This is a genomic window from Pseudonocardia sp. (assembly GCF_035305885.1).
Classification (GTDB): domain Bacteria; phylum Actinomycetota; class Actinomycetes; order Mycobacteriales; family Pseudonocardiaceae; genus Pseudonocardia.
In genome coordinates this window covers 50,891-70,002 of record NZ_DATGOP010000053.1, presented here as the reverse complement: position 1 = coordinate 70,002, position 19,112 = coordinate 50,891, and the positions used below count along the sequence as shown (strand labels likewise).

Below are 19,112 nucleotides of genomic sequence, written 5' to 3'. Positions count from 1 at the left end.
CTTGCCGGTGTTGCCAGGGCGGCTGGTCGACGACGTCCACGAGGCGATCAAGGCGCGGATCATGGACCATGAAATCCCGCCGGGCGCCCGCGTGTCCATCGACGGGCTCGCCCGCGAGCTCGGCGTCTCCCCAACCCCGGTCCGCGAGGCGCTCGCCCGGCTGGAGTCGGCGCAGCTCGTCGTGAAGGAGCCGCTGCGCGGCTACCGGACCACGCCCCTGCTCACCCAGGCCCAGCTCGCCGACCTGTACCGGTTCCGGCTGCTCGTCGAGCCGTGGGCGGCCGCGACCGCCGCCGAGCGGCTCGACGCCGACGGCCGCACGCGCCTCACGGCCGAGCTCGCCACGGCCGACGCCCCGGAGTCGGACACCTACGCCGCGTACCGCGCGTTCTCCGCCCACGACGCGCGGTTCCACCTGCTGCTCGCCGAGCTGGCCGGCAGCGAGCAGGTGCGCGACGCGCTGGTGCGCACCAACTGGCACCTGCACATCTACCGGCAGTACTACCACCGCGGCATCGGCCCGCAGGCGCTCGCCGAGCACGAGCGGGTGGCCGACGCCGTGCTCGCCCGCGACGCGGCGGCTGCCGCGGACGCGATGCGGGAACACCTGGAGCGGTCGCACGCGCGGCTTGAGGAGGAGACCCCATGACGGTCGTCGAGGAACTCGCGGCGGGCCTTCCGGCCGACGCGCTGATCACCGAGCCCGCGAGCACCGAGGCCTACCGCCACGACGAGGCGAGCTTCTGCGCCGCGGGCGCCCCGCTCGCCGTCGTGCGCCCCACGGAGACCGAACAGGTGCAGCACGTGCTGCGGGTGGCCTCCGCGCACCGGGTTCCGGTGGTGCCCCAGGGCGCCCGGTCGGGCCTGTCCGGCGCGGCCAACGCCGTGGACGGCGGCATCGTGCTGTCGATGACCCGGATGGACCGGATCCTGGAGATCGACCCGGTCGACCAGGTCGCCGTCGTCGAGCCCGGGGTGCTCAACGCCGTGCTGTCGCGGGCGGTGCTGGAGCAGGGCATGTACTACCCGCCGGACCCGTCGTCGTGGGAGCTGTCGACGATCGGCGGCAACCTCGCCACCAACGCCGGCGGGCTGTGCTGCGTGAAGTACGGGGTGACGGCCGACTTCGTGCGCGGCCTGGAGGTCGTCACCGCCTCCGGGGAGCTGCTGCGCACCGGGCGGCGGACGGCGAAGGGCGTGGCCGGCTACGACCTCACCAAGCTGATCGTCGGCTCGGAGGGCACGCTCGGGGTGATCACGAAGGCCACGCTCGGACTGAAGCCCGCCCCCGAGTCGGCGCTGACCATGGCGGCCGCGTTCGCCTCGGCCTCGGACGCGCTGTCCGCGGTCACCCGCATCATGGCCGCGGGCCTGCAGCCGTCGCTGTGCGAGTTCCTCGACGCGGTCACGGTGCGGGCCATCCAGGACTACCGCGACATGGGGCTGCCCACCGGCGTCGGCGCGCTGCTGCTCACCCAGTCCGACCGCGGGCCCCGCGCCGCCGAGGACGTCGAGGCCATGGGCGCGATCTGCCGCGAGCTGGGCGCGCTCGACGTCGCGGTCGCCTCCGACGCGACCGAGTCGGAGATGCTCATGGAGGCGCGCCGGATCGTCCACTTCGCGGTGGAGAAGCTGGGCTCCACGCTCATCGACGACGTCGCCGTGCCCCGCGCGCGGCTCGTGGAGCTGCTCGACGGCATCACCGCGATCGCCCGCGAGCACGACGTCGTCGTGTCCTGCCCCGGGCACGTCGGCGACGGCAACATGCACCCCACCGTGATCTTCGACCGCGGCGACCCGGCCGCCGTCGCGCGGGCGCAGCAGGCGTTCGACGCGATCATGCAGCTCGGGCTCGCCCTGGGCGGCACGATCACCGGCGAGCACGGGGTGGGTGTGCTCAAGCGCGGGTGGCTGGAGACGGAGCTGGGCGAGGTGGGCCTCGCCCTGCACCGCAAGATCAAGGAGGCCTTCGACCCGCTGGGGATCCTGAACCCCGGGAAGGTGCTGGCCGGCTGAGGCACCGCCCCGATTGCAGGAAAGCCACATTCCCGAAGCTGCGTTGCAGCAAAGTGGCTTTCCTGCAAACGCGGATCAGCCCAGCGCCGCCACCAGCGCCTCGGTGACCTCCGCCGTCGTCGCCGTCCCGCCCAGGTCGCGGGTGCGGGTCTCCGGCTTCGCGAGCGTCGTCTCCATCGCCCGTACGACGTCCGCGGCCACCGCGTCGTGCCCGAGGTGCTCGAGCATCATCGCCGCCGACCACACCGCGCCGACCGGGTTGGCGATGCCCTGGCCCGCGATGTCCGGCGCCGAGCCGTGCACCGGCTCGAACATCGACGGGAACTCCTTCTCCGGGTTGAGGTTGGCCGACGGCGCGATCCCGATCGACCCGGCCACCGCGGCGGCGAGGTCGGACAGGATGTCGCCGAACAGGTTGGAACCCACCACCACGTCGAACCGCTGCGGCTGCAGCACGAACTTGGCCGCGAGCGCGTCGATGTGCTCGCTGTCGAACCGCACGTCCGGGTGCAGGGCGGCCCGCTCGGCCACGACCTCGTCCCAGAACGGCAGCGTGTGCACGATCCCGTTCGACTTGGTGGCCGAGGTGACGTAGCCACGCCGCGACCGCGCCAGCGCGAACGCGAAGTCGGCGATCCGGGTCACCCCGACCCGGGTGAAGATCGACTCCTGGACGGCGAGCTCGTCCGGGAGGCCGCGGTTGACCCGCCCGCCGACCTCGGAGTACTCGCCCTCGTTGTTCTCGCGCACCACCACGAAGTCGACGTCGTCGGCCACCCGCAGCGGGCTCTGCACGCCGTCGAACACCCGGATCGGGCGCAGGTTCACGTACTGGCGGAACGCGCGCCGGATCGGGATGAGCAGGCCCCACAGCGACACGTGGTCCGGGACGCCGGGCCAGCCGACGGCGCCCAGGAGGATCGCGTCGAACCCGCGCAGCGTCTCGAGGCCGTCTTCCGGCATCATCGCGCCCTCGCGCTCGTAGCGCCGGCAGGACCAGTCGAACTCGGTGTAGGACAGCGACACGCCGTGGCGGGCGCAGGCGGCGTCGAGCACGGTGCGGGCGGCCTCGACGACTTCCGTTCCGATCCCGTCGCCCGGGATCACGGCGATGCGACTCACGCGCCGAATCCCATCACAGCCACCATCAGCGGCAGCAGGATGATGATGAGGATCGCACCGAGGACGTCGAACGAGAACCCGGACCGGATCATCGTGGTGATCGGCACCGCGCCGGAGCCGTAGACCACGGCGTTCTGCGGCGTCGACACCGGCAGCATGAACCCGAACGACGCGGCGAACGTGGCGGCGAGCGCCGGCACGAACGGGTTGACGCCCGCGGCCACCGCCACCGGGATGACGATCGGCACGACGACCGCGGCCGACGCGGTGTTGCTCGTGGTCTCCGACACGAGGATCGCGAGCAGGGCGGCGAAGACCGTGATCGCCACCACGCTGGTGAGCCCGAGCGCGTTCGACACCCCGTTGCCGATCGTCTCGGCGAGCCCGGTGGACGACAGCAGGCCGCCGAAGATGATGCCGGTGCCGAACAGCACGATCGTGCCCCAGTCGATCTCCGCGGCGTCCCGCCACCGCAGCGTGAACTCGCGGCTTGGCCAGTCGACGGGCAGCAGGTACAGCAGCGACGCCCCGAAGACCGCGACCATGCCCTCGTCGAGCCGGTCGGACACCGCACCGTAGAAGTCGGAGTCGGTGCCCGCGAACAGGGCCACGATGCCGGGGAAGATCCACAGGAACACGGTGACGCCGAACGCGACCAGCGTGTTCTTCTCCGCGCGCGACAGCGACCCCATCTCGGCGCGCTGTTGGGCCACGTACTCCTCGACGCCCTCGATCCGCTTGAGCTCCGGCTTGTTGAGCAGCAGCAGGACCGCCGCGAGCGCGACGAACATCAGGGCGCAGATCGGGATCGCCATGCCCATCCACGCGGCGAAGCTGATGCGCTGCCCGGTGGCCTCCTCGATGAGGCCGCGCCCGATGAGGTTGGGCGGGCTGCCGACCGGGGTGAGCAGGCCACCGACGCTGGCGCCGTAGGCGAGCATCAGCATGATCGCGGCGCCGACGCGCAGCCGCAGCGGATCGAAGTCGATCTCCACCAGGCCGCGCTCCTGCAGCAGCTTGGCGATCACCGCGAGGATGCCCAGTGCCGTGGGCAGCAGCATCGCGACGGTGGCGGTGTTGGACACGAACGCCGAGAGCAGGGCCGTGATGAGGCCGAACGCGATGATCAGCCCCGTCGTCGACCGGCCCACCCTCGGCAGCGCGAGGATGAAGAACGCGAACCGCCGCGCCACGCCGTGCTTGAGCATCGCCTGGGCGAGGATGAACGCCCCGATGAAGGTGAACACGGTGGACGACCCGAACCGCGCGAGGACGTCGTCGGCCGGTTCGACCTGCAGGAACACGATCACGGCCACGCCGAGCAGGCCGCCGATGGGGATCGGTACCGCCTCGGTGACCCACAGGACGACCACGCCGAGCAACACGGCCGCGAGCGTCTTCTGCGCCGGTTCGAGCGGCAACGGCAGCAGCAGGAAGAGGATCGTGATGGCCGGGGCGAGGACGAGCCCGATCGTGCGGCGGCCCTTCTCGAACCGTTCCTCGGCCGGCGAGAGCCGCTGTTCGCCCAGGCTGCGGTAGGTGGCGTGCCCGAGCAGGGCCTTGTCGACGTCGGTACGGACGCGCTCACTCTCCGCGGTCATCCGGCGATCGTGACACCGGGCACCGCTGCGTGCACTCGCAGGCGCAGGCAGGCACCGCCGCTAACGTGATCGCCGTGGAGGTCCTCGTCGTCGGCGGCAGCGGATTCCTCGGCGGGGAGCTCGCCCGGCAGGCGCTCGCCGCGGGCCACCGGGTGGCCGCCACGTACGCGACCCGGCCGGGGGACCTCGCCGGGGTGGCGTGGCACGCCGTGGACGTCCGCGACCGCGCGCGGGTCGGCGAGCTGGTGGCGGCGGTCCGGCCCGACGCGGTGGTCAACGCCGCCTACCGCAAGGACGACTGGGCGACCACGGCCGACGGCGCCGCGCACGTCGCGGTCGCGGCCGCCGCGGTGGGTGCGCGCCTGGTCCACGTCTCGAGCGACGCGGTGTTCTCCGGCGCGGCGGTGCACTACGCCGAGTCGGCGGTGCCCGACCCGACCAGCCCCTACGGCGCCGCCAAGGCCGCCGCCGAGACCGCGGTCGCGGCCGTCTGCCCGGCCGCGGTGATCGCCCGCACCTCGCTGATCATCGGCGACGGCGGCTCGGCCCACGAGCGGTGGGTGCACGACCTGGTCGCGGGCCGGGCGGCGGGCGTGCTGTTCACCGACGAGGTCCGCTGCCCCGTCCACGTCGCGGACCTGGCCGCCGCGCTGCTCGAGCTGGCGGCGTCCGAGCTCTCCGGCGTCCACCACGTCGCCGGGCCCGACGCGGTGAGCCGCCACGAGCTGGGCACCCTGATCGCCCGCCGGGACGGCCTCGACCCCGCCGCCCTCCCCGCCGGGCGGAGCCCCGGCCCGCCCCGGCCGGTCGACGTGCGCCTCGACTGCACCGCCACCCGCGCGCGCCTGCGCACCGAGCTGCGCGGCGCCCGCGAGTTCCTCCGCCGCCCGGCGGGACGCCGCCTGCTTTGATGATCGGCGTGCCGACGCCCGACCTCCCGCTCTTCCCCGTCCCCCGCTCGGTCGAGCCGCTCGCGGGGCCGGGGCCGCGACCGGACGCCCCGGTCGCGGTGCGCCCCGACGCGGACCTGCCCGCGCAGGGCTACTGGATCGAGCGCGACGCCGACGGCACGCGGATCGGCTACCGCGATGCCGCCGGGCTGCGCTACGCCCAGCAGACGCTCGACCAGCTGCGCGCCGACGCCGAGCTCGCCCGGCAGGCGGTGCGTGTGCGGGACTGGCCGGACTTCCCGGTGCGCGGCTTCATGCTCGACGTCAGCCGCGACCGGGTGCCCACCCGCCGCACCCTGCGCCGCTACGTCGAGATCCTCGCCGCGGCGCGGATGAACCAGCTGGAGCTCTACACCGAGCACACCTTCGCCTACGCACGCCACTCGGCGGTGTGGGCGGCGGCGAGCCCGCTGACGGCCGACGACATGCGCTGGCTGGACGCGCTGTGCGCGGCCCACGGGATCGCGCTGGTCGCGAACCAGAACACCCTCGGCCACATGGAGCGCTGGCTCGCCCACGAGGCCTACCGGGACCGCGCGGAGAAGCCGGACGGGTTCACCATCCACGGCCGGCACCGCGGGCCGAGCACGCTGCAGCCGACCCCGGAGAACGCGGAGTTCGCCCTCGGGCTGGTGCGCGAGCTCGCGGCCACCGTGCGGGCCCGCCGGGTGAACATCGGCGCCGACGAGCCGTGGGAGCTGGGCAAGGGGCGCAGCGCCGCCGACGCGGCCGCGCGCGGCCTCGGCCGGGTCTACCTCGACCACCTGCTGCGGGTCGCCACCCCGCTGCTCGAAGACGGCTACGAGGTCCAGTTCTGGGCCGACGTCCTCGCCGACCACCCGGAGATCGCGGGCCGGCTGCCGGAGGGCCTGATCCCGGTGGTGTGGCAGTACGACGGCCCGGCGCACGCCCGGGTCGCCCTCGACCGGACCTCCCCCGAGCGGCGCGCGCAGTGGGCCGCCGACGGCTTCGACATGGACGCCCTCGCGGGCGGCTTCCGGGAGCGGGCGAAGGCGCTGACCGCGGTCGGCCGCCCGTTCTGGGTGGCGCCGGGGACGGGGGCGTGGAACTCGCTCGTCGGCCGGCTGGACAACGCGGTGGAGAACCTCGTCGACGCCGCCGAGGTCGGCCGCGAGCACGCGGCGGGCGGCTACGTGGTGACGACGTGGGGCGACCACGGCCACCACGAGCCGCCCCCGGTGACCTACCCCGGGCTGCTGTACGGGGCGGCCGTGAGCTGGTGCCTGGACAGCAACCGCGACCTGGACCTGGCGACGGCGCTCGACCGCGTGGTGTTCGACGGGCCCGGCCTCGGCGCCGCGCTCACCGCGGCCGGCTCGGCCGCCGACCTGCTCGACGCGCCGCTGCTCAACCGCTCGGCGCTCTTCGACGCGCTGTTCGGTGACGCCCCCGCCGTGACCCCGGACGGGATCGCCGAGGCCGGGCGGGCGCTGTCGGCGGCGGCCGACGCGCTCGCACACGCCCGGCCGGCCGCGCCCGACGGTCCCGCCGCCGTGCGCGAGACCGCGCAGGCCGTCGCGCTCGCCCGGTTCGCGCTGGACCTCCTCGCCTCGGGCGGCCCCGACGGGCTCCCGCCCGCGAGGGCCGCGGACCTGCTGCACCGCCTCGACGGGCTGCTGGCCGAGCAGCGCGCCTGCTGGTTGCTCTCCGCCCGCCCGGGCGGCCTGGACGACAGCATCGCGAAGTTCACGCCGCTGCGCTCCGCACTGGCCGAACGCGCGGCGTCAGCTCGGTAGGGCGGTTCCAGCAGGGCACTCAGTAGGGCGCGGCGGCCGCCGCGTACGGGGCGGCCGGGCCCTTCGCGCCGGTCGGGAACGAGATCCGGTCCGGGTTGCCGTCGGAGGTGTAGCGCGAGCCGGGGCTCGCCGCCATCTTGTCCAGCCACACCGTCGACCCGTACTCGGCCTCGCTCCCGGTCGGCCCCTGCGAGCGGATCCGCGGGATGGCCTCCGGCTTGAAGTCCTCGGAGAACGGCGACGGCGCCGGGTTCGCCCCCACGAGGAGCACGCCGGAGTAGTCGTAGCCGTCACCGCGGGCCGCGAGCTGCGGGTCCCGCGGCCGCGCCCCGAACGGCAGCGCGAGCGTCCTGGGCTCGTGGCCGGGGACCGCCTGCCGGATCGCCCGGTCACCGCGGGCGATGTCGGCGCGCGCCTTCTCCGCCGAGGCGGTGCGCAGGTTGAGGTGGCTGAACGTGTGGTTGCCGATCTCGAAGCCGTTGTCGTGCAGCCAGCGCAGCGCCGCGGTGCCCGCCGCGCCGCCGCCGAACGGCTCGGCGTTGACGTACAGGCTCGCCACCGGCCGGAACCCGGGGTGGGCGGCGGCGACGTCGAGCAGGATGCGCATCGCCGTGCCGGGGGCGGGCGTGCCGTCCGGGCCGAGCGTGATCTGGGTCGGATCGCCGTCGTCGAACGTCAGCACCACCGGGTGGGTGCCCGCCGGGATGTCGATGCGGCCCGCGGCGAGCTCGGCGGTGGTGATGGGCACGTAATTCTCGCGCGCGAGGCGTTCCAGCTCCGCCCGGAAATCGGCGGGCGTGCGGTCGTAGACCGATGTCGGGGTGTCGACGATCCGGTGGTACATCAGCACCGGAATGCGCCCGAGCTCGTTGGCCTGGACCTCCGCGGGATCGACCGGAGCCGGAGCCGGGGCCGGGGGTGGCCCTTCCGAGGCGGATCGCGCGGCGTCGGAATCCGTTCCGCAACCGGCGGCCAGCAGCACGGCGATGGACGCCGCGACGATGCGCAACCGAGGCATGCGGCGAAGCTACCCAGGTCACCGGGCAGATTATGGCTTGATCACACAATGGTGTAGTTCCGGCACACGGACGGTCCGGGTACTGCGACAGTGATCACCTTCCATCCTGTCGAAGGAGTTCCCGATGGATCGCCCGGTGTCCGCGCCCAACCGGTTCCTGGTGCCGGGCGCGATCGCGCTGATCGTCGCCGGCGTGCTGGTCCTCGTCGTCGCGTGGCTGCAGCCGGATGTGGAGGTGACCGGGGTGGCCGACGGCGGGTCGTTCACCCCGGAGGCGCTGCGCGAGGTCGAGATCACCGCGCTCACCGATCCGTCGGAGGTCGAGGTGCTGCTCGACGGCGCGCCCGCCCCGGTGCGCCGCGACGGCGCCCGCTTCCTGCTCGACGCGTCCGCGCTCCCCGAGGGCGAGCACACCCTCGAGATCCGCTCCCCCGACGCGGCCATGCCCCTGCCCGGCTCCGGCACGACCATCGAGTTCACCGTGGACGCCACCCCGCCCGCCCTGTTCGTCGACCCGGTGCCGCCGACGTCGCTCGACGCGTCGGCCGAGGTGCGGGGCCGGGTCGAGGGTGCGGACGAGCTGCTGGTCAACGGGGTTCCGTACGAGCTCGACGACGACGGTGCGTTCGCCGTCACCGAGTCGGCGGGCGCCGCCGACGTCGACCTGCTGGCCCGCGACGAGGCCGGCAACACCACGGCGCAGCGGGTGCCGATCCCGGTCCTGCACCCCGGCATGCGCGCGGTGCACATGACCGCGCAGGCGTGGAGCGCGCCGTCGCTGCGGGAGCCGGTGCTGCAGCTGGCGAAGGAAGGCGCCATCGACACGATCCAGCTGGACATCAAGGACGAGAGCGGCGAGATCGGCTACGCCTCCCAGGTGCCGCTGGCGGTCGAGATCGGCGCGAGCAAGGGCTACTACGACGCGCGGGCGGTGCTCGACCAGCTGCACGCCGCGGGCATCCGGGTCGTCGGGCGGATCGTCGCGTTCCGCGACCCCGTGCTGGGGGCGGCGTCGTGGCGCGACGGGCACCGCGACCGGCTCGTGCAGACCGCGTCCGGCGGCGCCTACACGGGCGGCTACGGCCAGTACGCGTTCACGAACTTCGCCAATCCGGAAGTGCGCGCCTACAACATCGCGCTCGCCGAGGAAGCGGCCGCGCTCGGGTTCGACGAGATCCTCTACGACTACGTACGCCGGCCGGACGGCGCGATTTCCGGAATGCATTTCGAGGGCCTCACGACGTCGCCCGAACAGTCGATCGCCGACTTCCTCGCCGAGACCCGGCCGGTGGTTCGCAAGCACGGCGCGCTGCTCGGCGCTTCCGTTTTCGGGATCGCGGCGACCCGACCCACCCAGATCGCGCAGGACATCACGCTGATGGCGCCCTACACCGACTACGTGGCGCCGATGGTGTACCCGTCGCACTGGGGCCGCGGCGAGTACGGCATCACGAGCCCCGAGTCCTCGCCCTACGACATCACCGAGCGCTCGCTCGCCGACTTCGTCAAGCTCACCGAGGGCACGCCCACCTCGGTGATCCCGTGGCTGCAGGCGTTCAGCCTGCGGGTGTCCTACGGGCCTGCCGAGGTGCGCGCGCAGATCGAGGCCGCCGAGGCCAACGGGATCCGCTCGTTCATCCTGTGGGACCCCAACTGCCGCTACACGCAGGCGGAGGCGCTGCGGCCCGGCCCCCAGTGACCCGGGGCGGAGCGAGCCGGGCCGCGCGCGTCAGTCGCCCTTCACGTTGAGGATCTGCGCAGCGTGTGCTCCACCTCGACCAGGTCCTTCGCGTCCTGGATCACCTGGTCGACGTCCTTGTAGGCCGCCGGGATCTCGTCGAGGAACGCCGTGGCGTCGGACGCCCGCCACTCGATGCCCGCCATGGCCTCGGCGAGCTGCTCCACCGTGAACAGCTTGCGTGCGGCGCGCCGGGAGTGGTTGCGGCCCGCCCCGTGCGGCGCGGAGTGGAACGCGTCCGGGTTGCCCAGGCCGGTCACCACGTAGGACCGGGTACCCATGGAGCCGGGGATGAGCCCGCGCCTACCCGTCGACGCGTCGATCGCGCCCTTGCGGGTGAGCCAGACCTCCTCGCCGAAGTGCCGCTCCCGCTCGGTGTAGTTGTGGTGGCACTGCACGTCCTCGAGGCGCTCGATGTCCCGGCCCGCCCACTCGGCGAGGCAGGAGACGATCCGGTCGAGCATCTCGGCGCGGTTCTCCAGCGCGAACCGCTGGGCCCAGCGCAGCTCGCGGATGTAGTGCCAGAACTCGTCGGTGTCCTCGGGCAGGTGGGCGAGGTCGCGGTGCGGCAGCTCGACGCCGCGGCGCTCGCACATCCGCTGCGCCGCGCGCACGTGCCACTGTGCGATCTTGTTGCCCACGCCGCGGAACCGGAGTACAGGAACACCCACAGCCGGTCCGCCTCGTCGAGGCACACCTCGATGAAGTGGTTGCCCGAGCCGAGCGTGCCGAGCTGGAGCCGCCAGTTCGCCGCGTAGGTCCCGGGGTCGAACAGCGCTTCCTCGGCGAGCTTCTCGAGCTGGGTGACGCGGGCCGCCGCCGTAGCGGTCAACGTTCGGTTGTAGCCGCCCGCGGAGGCGGGCACCGCCTCCTCGATCGCCTCCCGCAGGGCCGACAGCCTGCCGATCCCGGCGACGTCGTCCCTCGTGAGCTGGGTGCGGACCGCGGCCATGCCGCAGCCGATGTCGACGCCCACGCTCGCCGGCATGACCGCCCCGACGGTGGGGATCACGCTGCCGATGGTCGAACCCATGCCGAGGTGGGCGTCGGGCATCAGCGCGACGTGCGGGCGCACGAACGGCAGGCGCGCGGTCTGCAGCGCCTGCTCGCGCGTGCCGGGCTCGAGGATGGACGCCCAGTTCAGCAGGCCGTCGGCGATTCGCTCCACACCGAAGGTCTACCAACCCGGGCCGGGCCGCACCCCCGATCCGGCAGGCGCCGGTTCAACCCGGGCGGGCGACGGCGAAGATCCGGCGGAACGGCAGCCACGTGGTGCCGTCCGACCGCGCCGGGTAGGCGGCGCGCAGCCGAGGCGCCAGCTCGGCGCGGAACTCCTCGTAGGCCGCGGGATCGAGGGCGTCGCGCACGGGGCGCAGCGAGGTGCCGCTGATCCACTGCAGCACCGGGTCGGGGCCGGTGAGCCGGTGCAGGTAGGTGGTCTCCCAGACGTCGACGTGCGCCCCGTGCGCGGCGAGCAGCTCGGCGTACTCGGCCGGCTCGAGGCTCGCGGGCTCCCGGCGGACCTGCACCGCGTCCCGCCACCGCGGCTCGGCCAGGAGCTCGCGGACCAACGCGTGCGACGGGGCGTCGAAGTTGCCCGGAACCTGCATCGCGAACCAGGCGCCCGACGGCAGCGCCGCGAGCCAGCGCGGCAGCAGCCGCGGGTGCTCGGGCACCCACTGCAGCACGGCGTTGGTGATCACGACGTCGGTGTCGGGCGCCGGGGTCCAGTCGACGACGTCGGCGAGCTCGGCGTCGATCCCCCGCTCCCGGGCGGCGGCCACCATGTCCGGCGAGGAGTCCAGCGCCACGACCTGCGCGCCGGGCCAGCGGGCGGCCAGGACCGCGGTGAGGTGCCCCGGCCCGCAGCCCAGGTCGACGACGCGGCGCGGGGAGGTGGCGCCCACCCGGGCGAGCAGGTCGTGGAACGGCCGGGAGCGGTGGTCGTCGAAGTCGAGGTAGAGGGCCGGGTCCCAGGTGGGCGCGGTCATGCGCGCCCCAGCGTGCGCTCGACGTCGGTGACGACCTGGCGCACCACGGCCGGGTCGGTGCCCGGGTCCGGCCGCACCTGCAGCACGGTGCCGTCGCGGCCCGGCACCTTGCGCTGCACGAACCAGGCCCCGCCGCCGGGCAGCTCGCGCCGGTGGCGGCTGCGGATCGACCCCTCCACCCTGGCCTGCACCGCCTCCGGCGCCCGGCCGGGCTCGGCGAGCCGCAGCCGGCGGGGTGGCAGATCGGACAGCAGCACCGCCGCGCCGATGGTCTCGCCCTCCTCCGCCTCGACGAGGGTGAGCACGCCACCGCGCCACGTGGCCTTGCTGACCAGGTGCCACCCGACGCGCCGCGCGCCCTCCCCCTCGGGCAGCCACAGCCCGTGGGAGGTGACGACCAGCCGCGCCCCGTCGTCGAGCGTCGCGGCGGCGAGCACCCGCTCGTCGGCGACGAGGCCGCGCGCCACGGCGTCGGGCACGTCCTCGCGCCCGAGCAGCCTGCGCACCCAGCTCATCGGGTTCATCGGGCAGCCTGCTCCCGCAGCGCGATCCGGTACTGCTCCAGCGGCACCAGGTCGCCGAACAGCTGGTGGTAGCCGTCGGGGTCCTCCACCGGGTTGGTCCGCTGCAGCCGGGCCTTCAGCTCCGCCACCTGGGCCTCGACCAGCGCCAGCCGCACCCCGGCGATCACGCTGCCGACGTAGCGGGCCTCGTCGGTGTTGCGCTTGGGCAGCTCGAGCGGCTCGACGGCGAGCTCGGTGACCAGCCCGCGGGCCTCCTGCGGGCAGTGGGCGAGCACCGCCTCCAGCCACGCGTGGCCGTCCATGCCGCTGCACACGCCGCCCGCCGCCTGCACGGCCCGGTGGATCGCGGCGAACGCCGGGTGGACGAACACCTGCTCGGGCAGCTCGTCGTAGGCCGGGCCGGCCACGGCCGGGATCTGCAGCGCCGCCTTGAGCGCCTCCCGCTGCAGGTGCAGCCGCGGGTCGTCCTTGCGCGGCGGGGCGGGCGGCTCCCGCCGCCCGTTGCGGCCGCGCGCCGGTTCGGCGGGCGCCCCGGCCGCCTCCCGGACCCGCCGGACCACCATCGCGATGTCGTCCCAGCTGGTCCAGCCGGCGAGCCGGCGGGCGTACTCGTCGCGCAGGTCCTCGCGCTTGATCCGCGCCACGAGCGGCACCGTGCGCTGCAGCGCGGCGACCCGACCCTCCGCGGTGTCGAGGTCGTAGTCGCGCAGCATGCTGCGGATCGCGAACTCGAACAGCGGCTCACGGCGCGCCACGAGGTCGCGCACGGCCGTGTCGCCGTGGGCCTGGCGCAGCTCGCAGGGGTCCTGCCCGTCGGGCGCGATGGCCACGAACGTCTGCGCCGCGAAGTTCTGGTCGCCCTCGAACGCCTTCAGCGCCGCCGCCTGGCCCGCCGCGTCGCCGTCGAAGGTGTAGATCACCTCGCCGAGGTCGAACGAGTCGTCGCCGATGAGGCGGCGGATCACCGCGATGTGCTCGGCCCCGAAGGCCGTGCCACAGGCGGCGACGGCCGTGGGCACCCCGGCGAGGTGCATGGCCATCACGTCGGTGTAGCCCTCGACGACCACCACCTGGCGGCGCTTGGCGATCTCCCGCTTGGCGAGGTCGAGCCCGAACAGCACGTGGGTCTTGCGGTAGACCGGCGTCTCGGTGGTGTTGAGGTACTTGGCCTCGATCGGGTCGTCGTCGAACAGCCTGCGCGCGCCGAACCCGACGACGTCGCCGCCGAGATCCTTGATCGGCCACACCAGCCGGCGGTGGAACCGGTCGATCGGCCCGCGCCTGCCCTCCTTGGACAGGCCCGCCTTCATCAGCTCGTCGAGCGTGAACCCGGACGAGAGCAGGTGGCGGGTGAGGGTGTCCCAGCCCGCGGGGGCGAAGCCGCAGCCGAAGCGCTCCGCGGCCGCCAGGTCGAACCCGCGGCTGGTGAGGAACTCGACGGCGGGCGCCGCCTCGGGGGTGCGCAGCTGCGCGGCGTAGAACTCGGCGGCCCTCCGGTTCGCCTCGAGCAGCCGGGAGCGGGTGCCGCGGTCGCGCTGCACCGAGCTGCCGCCGCCCTCGTAGGTCAGCCGCAACCCGATCCGTTCGGCGAGCCGCTCCACGGCCTCGACGAACGAGATGTGGTCCATCCGCATGAGGAACGCGATCGCGTCCCCACCTTCGCCGCAGCCGAAGCAGTGGAACGTGCCGTGGCTGGGGCGGACGTTGAACGACGGCGTCTTCTCGTCGTGGAAGGGGCACAGGCCCTTCAGCGACCCGGCCCCGGCCCGGCGCAGGGCCACGTACTCGCCGATGACCTCGTCGATGCGGACGCGGTCGCGGATCTCTGCGATGTCACTGTCCCGGATCCGGCCCGCCACGGACCAGGAGTCTAGGCCGGGCTACCGACGGCTCGGCGCCGCACCGGCCGGTCGCGCCACCACGCGCGCGGGCCGGGGCTCGCGGTCGAGCAGCAGGGGCACCGCGGCCATCACCAGCAGCACGGCGAGCCCGCCTCCCGCGGCCAGCACGGTCAGCACATCCGCGTAGTTCGGCATGCCCACACGATCCACCGCGGATGCGGAGAGCCCTCTCAGCTTCTGCGGCCGAGCGCGAGCTGCAGCGCCTCGGTGAGCTCCGCGCCGGACGGGGTGGCGTCCGGGTCGAGCAGCCACTGCACGAGCAGGCCGTCGCAGATCACGATCTGGAACGCCGCGAGCGCTCGCGCCTGCTCGTCCGGCACCTCGATCGCCTCGGTGATCATCTTCGCGACGGCGGTGCGGCTCTGCTCGTAGATCGCCGCGAGCTGGGCCCGCAGCGCCGGCTGCCGCTCGGCCTGGGCCAGCGCCTCGGTGAAGGCGACGGCGAGCCCCCGGTACTCGGCGAACGACGTGAGCATCGCCTCCCACGAGGCGGCGAGCATCCGTCCGGGGTCGCCGCTGGGTTCGACGGCGAGCGCGAGCTCGCGGACCCGCTCCGCCCACTCCTGGAACGACAACCCCAGCGCCTCGTTGAGCAGGGCTTCCTTCGATCCGAAGTGGTAGCCGATCGAGGCGAGGTTCGTGCCCGAGTCGGCCACGAGGTCGCGCGCGGTGGTGCGGGCGTAGCCGCGCTTCTCCAGGCTGCGCCGGGCGGCGGCGAGCAGGTCCTCCCGATGTCCCACACGACGATCCTAGCCACCCGATCTATACATACGTATGATTAGGCGGCGTGCCGACCGTACCCGGATCCCGTCTCCCGCTCGCCGTCCAGACCGCTCTGCTGTGGGGCCTGCCCCGGTGGTGGCTCGACCGCTGCCACCGCCGCCTCGGTGACGTGTTCGCCGTGCGGGCCGCGCCGATCGGCACGGTCGTCTTCCTCAGCGACCCCGACGACATCAGGACGGTCTTCGCCGGGGACCCCGAGGTCTACCGCGCCGGCGAGGGCAACGCCGTCCTCGAAGGCGTGCTCGGTGAGACCTCCGTGCTCCTGCTGGACGGGCGGGAGCACCGCGAGCGGCGCAGGCAGCTGCTGCCGCCGTTCCACCGGGACGCGGTGCGCCGCCAGACCGAGCGGATGGCCGAGATCGCCGCGGCCGACGTCGCGACGTGGCCGGTCGGCCGCGAGTTCCCGGTGGCGCCGCGGATGTCGGCGATCACGCTCGAGGTCATCCTGCGCGTGGTGATCGGCACCCGGGACGCCGACCGCCTCGCGGCGCTGCGCCGCGCGCTGCCGCCCGTGGTGAACACGGGGTTCCTGACGGCGGCCGCCATGATCCGGCCGAGCCTGATCGACCACCCCCTGTGGGCGGGGGTGCGCCGCGCCCGCGCCGAGGCCGACCGGCTGCTGCGCGCCGAGATCGCCGACCGGCGGGCGGATCCCGCGCTCGCCGAGCGCGACGACGTCCTCGCGATGCTGGTCCGCGCCACCGACATGACCGACGACGAGCTGCGCGACCAGCTCATGACGCTGCTGCTGGCAGGCCACGAGACCACCGCCACCGCGCTGTCGTGGACCCTCGAACGGCTCGTGCGCCACCCCGCCGTCCTCGCCCGCGCGGTGCGCGCCGCCGACGAGGGCGACGACGACTACCTCGACGCCGTCGCGAAGGAGACCCTCCGGGTGCGCCCGGTGATCTTCGACGTGGCCCGCAAGCTCGCGGCCGCGGTCGAGGTGGGCGGGCACCGGCTGCCCGCGGGCGTGACGGTGGCCCCCGCGATCGGGCTCGTCCAGCGCTCGGCGCGGCAGTACCCGGACCCGCTGCGCTTCGACCCCGACCGGATGGTCGGCGCCACCCTCACCCCGACCACGTGGCTGCCGTTCGGCGGCGGCGCGCGCCGGTGCCTGGGCGCCACGTTCGCGCAGGTCGAGATGCGGGTGGTGCTGCGGGAGATCCTGCGCCGGGTGGAGCTTTCCCCCACCACGGCCCGCGCGGAGCGCCAGCGGGCCAAGCACGTCACGCTCGTCCCGCACCGCGGCGCCCGCGTCCGGGTGCTCGCGCGGCGCCCGGCCCCGGCGCTCGCCCGGGCTTGACCTCGACCCGACTTCAACCCGCAGGGTCGTCCCCCGACGACGACGGAGGAACGGAACATGATCGGGTTGGGGATCGGGCTGTCGGGTGGCGAGTTCGCGCACGACGGCGCGCGCATCGCGGCGGTCGCGCGCCGCGTGGAGGACGCCGGGCTCGACGCGGTCGGGGTGTCGGAGATCGTGACCGGGGACGGCAGCCCGGCGCTGGACCCGGTCGTCCTGCTGGCCACCGCGGCCGCCGCGACGCGGCGGGTCCACCTGGACTTCGAGGTGCTGGCCGCGCCCACCCGCCCGGCCGCGATGCTCGCCTCCCAGGTGCAGTCGCTGCAGCACGTCTCGACCGGCCGGCTGCGGCTGGGGCTCGGGATCGGCGGGTTCCCCGGAACGCCGTTCTGGGCCGCGCTCGGCGCCCCGACCACCGGCCGGGGGCGGGCCCTCGACGCCCTGCTGGAGGTCCTGCCCGGGCTGTTCGCGGGCGAGCCGACGGCCGTGCCGGGGCCCGGCGGCCCGGTGGCGGTCGCGCTGGCCCCGCCGGTGCCCGCGCCGCCGCTGCTGGTGGCGGGCAGCGAGCACGAGGCGGTGCTGCGGCGCGCGGCCCGCCTGGGTGATGGCTGGATGCCGTTCGCGATGTCCCCGGAGCAGGTGGCCGCCGCCGCGACCCGGCTGCGGGAGCTGGCCGCCGCGCACGGGCGCACCCCGCCCCGGGTCCACCTCGGGCTGCACGCCGTGCTCGGCGACCGGCCGGCCGACCGCGCGGCCTCCGAGCGGATGCGGGCCGAGCTCGCCGGGTTCTACGGGCTCTCCGCGCAGGCCGTGGTCGACCGCACGCTGACCGGGACGCCGCAGCGGGTGGCCGAACGGCTCGCCGAGTACGCCGCTGCCGGCGTGGACCACGTCGGGATCGCCCTCAGCGCGCGGGACGCCCTCGACCGGCAGGTCGACCTGGTCGGCGAGGCCCGGGCCCTCGTCACCGACAACTCGGCGGCTCCGCGGGGCGCGACCGCGTAGCGTCGGCGGCGTGCTGACCGACTCCCGCGGGTTCGAGACGCACCGGGCGCACCTCGTGGGCGTCGGGTACCGCATCACCGGCAGCGTCGCCGACGCCGAGGACGCCGTGCAGGAGGCGTGGCTGCGCCTGGCCGCGCTGGACGACGAGGCCAGGGCGCAGATCCGCGACGAGCGGGCCTGGCTCACCACCGTGGTCGGCAGGCTGTGCCTCGACCGGCTGCGCTCCGCCGCGGCCCGGCGCGAGCGCTACGTCGGCCCGTGGCTGCCCGAGCCGCTGGTCACCACCGGCGACGCCGACGAGCCGCTCGCCGCCGTCGTGCGCGACGAGGGCGTGCGGATGGCGGCGATGGTGGTGCTGGAGCGGCTCACCCCGGCACAGCGGGTGGCGTTCGTGCTGCACGAGGCCCTCGCGCTGCCGTACGCGCAGATCGCGGACGTCCTCGGCTGCCCGGCGGCGACCGCCCGCCAGCACGCGGCGCGGGCCCGGCGGATCGTCGCCGCGGCCGACCCGCCCCCGCGCGCGCCCGACGCCGAGCAGAAGGCCCTGCTGGCCCGCTTCGTCGACGCGCTGGACCGGGCGGACGGGGCCGCGCTGGTCGAGCTGCTGCACCCGGACGTGGCCTGGGTGAACGACACCGACGGGCGTGCGGCGGGCGCCCGCCGCCCCGTGGTCGGGGTGGACAACGTCGCCCGGCTCCTGCTCGGGCTGCGCGCGAAGTACGGCGCCACCCTGCTATCCGGCTCGTGGGTCACGACCGTCAACGGCGAGCTCGGCATGCGGACGGCCGCGGGGGCCGGCCTGCCCGAGGGCGTCGGCTCCATCGCCGTGCGCGACGGCCGGATCGCCGCCTTCTACTTCGTGGTCAACCCCGACAAGCTCGCCCGGCTGTTGCCCGGCTGAGCGCCTCGGGCTTGCGTTCGAGCGCACTCGAAGCCGTAGCGTCTTCGACCATGACGACCACCCCGGCGCCCACCCTGCCCGACGAGGCGCTCGAGCGGCTGCGGCGCCAGGACGCCGCGGCACCGGCGCCGGGGACGACGCTCACCATCGCCGAGGTCGCCGAGCGCACCGGCGTCTCGGCGCACAGCCTGCGCTACTACGAGCGGATCGGGCTGCTCGACGTCCCGCGCGACCCGGCGGGCAACCGCGTCTACGACGAGCGCGCCTACGCCCGCGTCGTCTTCTGCTCCCGGCTGCGCATGACCGGCATGCCGATCCGGGAGCTGCAGCGCTACGTCGCGATGGTCAACGAGGGGGAGGCGACCGAGCCCGACCGGCTGCGGATGCTGCTGGAGCACCGCCAGGCCGTGCAGGCGCAGATCCGGCGGCTCCAGGTCGCGCTGGAGACCATCGACTTCAAGATCGCGACCTACGGCGGGCGCACCGAGCCGTAGCCGGC

At 74.5% G+C, this 19,112-nt stretch carries 17 protein-coding genes and 1 pseudogene; 9 read left to right on the top strand and 9 right to left on the bottom strand.

All coding sequences use genetic code 11. The features are described from left to right. Positions 1–7: 7 nt before the first annotated feature. Both VKZ81_RS10460 and VKZ81_RS10455 read left to right on the top strand, forming a co-directional pair. Complete coding sequence (locus VKZ81_RS10460) at positions 8–649, top strand: GntR family transcriptional regulator (RefSeq protein ID WP_324241274.1); 642 nt, start codon at positions 8–10, stop codon at positions 647–649. Beyond that, complete coding sequence (locus VKZ81_RS10455; protein WP_324241273.1) at positions 646–2,016, top strand: FAD-binding oxidoreductase; 1,371 nt, start codon at positions 646–648, stop codon at positions 2,014–2,016. Before VKZ81_RS10460 ends, VKZ81_RS10455 begins: the two co-directional genes overlap by 4 nt. Positions 2,017–2,091: 75 nt before the next feature. Here VKZ81_RS10455 and VKZ81_RS10450 read toward each other — a convergent pair whose 3' ends face one another. Then, entirely contained in the window at positions 2,092–3,138 is a 1,047-nt protein-coding gene (locus tag VKZ81_RS10450; protein ID WP_324241272.1) for a tartrate dehydrogenase, read from the bottom strand. Then, complete coding sequence (locus tag VKZ81_RS10445) at positions 3,135–4,739, bottom strand: SLC13 family permease (RefSeq protein WP_324241271.1); 1,605 nt, start codon at positions 4,737–4,739, stop codon at positions 3,135–3,137. The genes VKZ81_RS10450 and VKZ81_RS10445 overlap by 4 nt, the downstream gene beginning before the upstream one ends. 74 nt (positions 4,740–4,813) lie before the next feature. Between VKZ81_RS10445 and VKZ81_RS10440 the strand changes: the two genes are divergently transcribed. Both VKZ81_RS10440 and VKZ81_RS10435 read left to right on the top strand, forming a co-directional pair. Next, complete coding sequence (locus VKZ81_RS10440) at positions 4,814–5,650, top strand: sugar nucleotide-binding protein (protein ID WP_324241270.1); 837 nt, start codon at positions 4,814–4,816, stop codon at positions 5,648–5,650. A gap of 8 nt (positions 5,651–5,658) precedes the next feature. Continuing rightward, the gene (locus VKZ81_RS10435) at positions 5,659–7,446 is read left to right on the top strand and encodes a family 20 glycosylhydrolase (protein WP_324241269.1); all 1,788 of its coding nucleotides are present in this window, start codon (positions 5,659–5,661) and stop codon (positions 7,444–7,446) included. A gap of 19 nt (positions 7,447–7,465) precedes the next feature. Here VKZ81_RS10435 and VKZ81_RS10430 read toward each other — a convergent pair whose 3' ends face one another. Beyond that, the gene (locus tag VKZ81_RS10430; RefSeq protein ID WP_324241268.1) at positions 7,466–8,464 is read right to left on the bottom strand and encodes a polysaccharide deacetylase family protein; all 999 of its coding nucleotides are present in this window, start codon (positions 8,462–8,464) and stop codon (positions 7,466–7,468) included. A gap of 124 nt (positions 8,465–8,588) precedes the next feature. Between VKZ81_RS10430 and VKZ81_RS10425 the strand changes: the two genes are divergently transcribed. Further along, positions 8,589–10,163 carry a putative glycoside hydrolase gene (locus VKZ81_RS10425; protein ID WP_324241267.1) on the top strand — a complete coding sequence of 525 codons (1,575 nt, stop codon included), beginning with the start codon at positions 8,589–8,591 and terminating at the stop codon, positions 10,161–10,163. 41 nt (positions 10,164–10,204) lie between these two features. On the opposite strand, the pseudogene VKZ81_RS10420 reads toward VKZ81_RS10425, so the two are convergent. From VKZ81_RS10420 to VKZ81_RS10395, 6 genes and pseudogenes are all read right to left on the bottom strand, one after another. Beyond that, positions 10,205–11,256: pseudogene (locus VKZ81_RS10420) on the bottom strand (RtcB family protein). A gap of 169 nt (positions 11,257–11,425) precedes the next feature. Then, a complete protein-coding gene (locus VKZ81_RS10415; RefSeq protein ID WP_324241266.1) occupies positions 11,426–12,193 on the bottom strand; it encodes a trans-aconitate 2-methyltransferase in 768 nt (255 codons plus the stop codon). Continuing rightward, positions 12,190–12,717, bottom strand: coding sequence for a hypothetical protein (locus VKZ81_RS10410; protein WP_414709357.1), 528 nt, complete (start codon positions 12,715–12,717; stop codon positions 12,190–12,192). Before VKZ81_RS10410 ends, VKZ81_RS10415 begins: the two co-directional genes overlap by 4 nt. Then, on the bottom strand, positions 12,714–14,576 hold the full coding sequence (dnaG, locus tag VKZ81_RS10405) for a DNA primase (protein ID WP_324241265.1): 1,863 nt from the start codon (positions 14,574–14,576) through the stop codon (positions 12,714–12,716). Before dnaG ends, VKZ81_RS10410 begins: the two co-directional genes overlap by 4 nt. 21 nt (positions 14,577–14,597) lie before the next feature. Beyond that, positions 14,598–14,753: a hypothetical protein gene (locus VKZ81_RS10400; protein ID WP_324241264.1), complete on the bottom strand. Its 156-nt coding sequence runs from the start codon at positions 14,751–14,753 to the stop codon at positions 14,598–14,600. A 35-nt stretch (positions 14,754–14,788) separates the two neighbouring features. Further along, positions 14,789–15,358, bottom strand: a complete 570-nt coding sequence (locus VKZ81_RS10395; RefSeq protein WP_324241263.1) for a TetR/AcrR family transcriptional regulator — start codon at positions 15,356–15,358, stop codon at positions 14,789–14,791. A gap of 47 nt (positions 15,359–15,405) precedes the next feature. On the opposite strand from VKZ81_RS10395, the gene VKZ81_RS10390 reads away from it, so the two are divergent. From VKZ81_RS10390 to VKZ81_RS10375, 4 genes are read left to right on the top strand one after another with little or no spacing between them, the layout of a single operon-like run. Then, on the top strand, positions 15,406–16,707 hold the full coding sequence (locus VKZ81_RS10390; protein WP_324241262.1) for a cytochrome P450: 1,302 nt from the start codon (positions 15,406–15,408) through the stop codon (positions 16,705–16,707). A 57-nt stretch (positions 16,708–16,764) separates the two neighbouring features. Beyond that, entirely contained in the window at positions 16,765–17,712 is a 948-nt protein-coding gene (locus VKZ81_RS10385; RefSeq protein WP_324241261.1) for an LLM class flavin-dependent oxidoreductase, read from the top strand. Positions 17,713–17,722: 10 nt separating this feature from the next. Further along, positions 17,723–18,613, top strand: coding sequence for an RNA polymerase sigma factor SigJ (sigJ, locus tag VKZ81_RS10380; RefSeq protein ID WP_324241260.1), 891 nt, complete (start codon positions 17,723–17,725; stop codon positions 18,611–18,613). 50 nt (positions 18,614–18,663) lie between these two features. After that, a complete protein-coding gene (locus tag VKZ81_RS10375) occupies positions 18,664–19,107 on the top strand; it encodes a MerR family transcriptional regulator (RefSeq protein ID WP_324241259.1) in 444 nt (147 codons plus the stop codon). Positions 19,108–19,112 lie beyond the last annotated feature (5 nt).

What these genes read in the sequence shown, in the direction of transcription:
- VKZ81_RS10385 (WP_324241261.1), top strand. Translation starts at nt 16,765, where the DNA reads ATGATCGGGTTGGGGATCGGGCTGTCGGGTGGCGAGTTCGCGCACGAC.
- VKZ81_RS10430 (WP_324241268.1), bottom strand. Translation starts at nt 8,464, where the DNA reads ATGCCTCGGTTGCGCATCGTCGCGGCGTCCATCGCCGTGCTGCTGGCC.
- VKZ81_RS10445 (WP_324241271.1), bottom strand. Translation starts at nt 4,739, where the DNA reads ATGACCGCGGAGAGTGAGCGCGTCCGTACCGACGTCGACAAGGCCCTG.
- VKZ81_RS10410 (WP_414709357.1), bottom strand. Translation starts at nt 12,717, where the DNA reads ATGAACCCGATGAGCTGGGTGCGCAGGCTGCTCGGGCGCGAGGACGTG.
- VKZ81_RS10425 (WP_324241267.1), top strand. Translation starts at nt 8,589, where the DNA reads ATGGATCGCCCGGTGTCCGCGCCCAACCGGTTCCTGGTGCCGGGCGCG.
- VKZ81_RS10415 (WP_324241266.1), bottom strand. Translation starts at nt 12,193, where the DNA reads ATGACCGCGCCCACCTGGGACCCGGCCCTCTACCTCGACTTCGACGAC.
- VKZ81_RS10455 (WP_324241273.1), top strand. Translation starts at nt 646, where the DNA reads ATGACGGTCGTCGAGGAACTCGCGGCGGGCCTTCCGGCCGACGCGCTG.
- VKZ81_RS10400 (WP_324241264.1), bottom strand. Translation starts at nt 14,753, where the DNA reads ATGCCGAACTACGCGGATGTGCTGACCGTGCTGGCCGCGGGAGGCGGG.
- VKZ81_RS10375 (WP_324241259.1), top strand. Translation starts at nt 18,664, where the DNA reads ATGACGACCACCCCGGCGCCCACCCTGCCCGACGAGGCGCTCGAGCGG.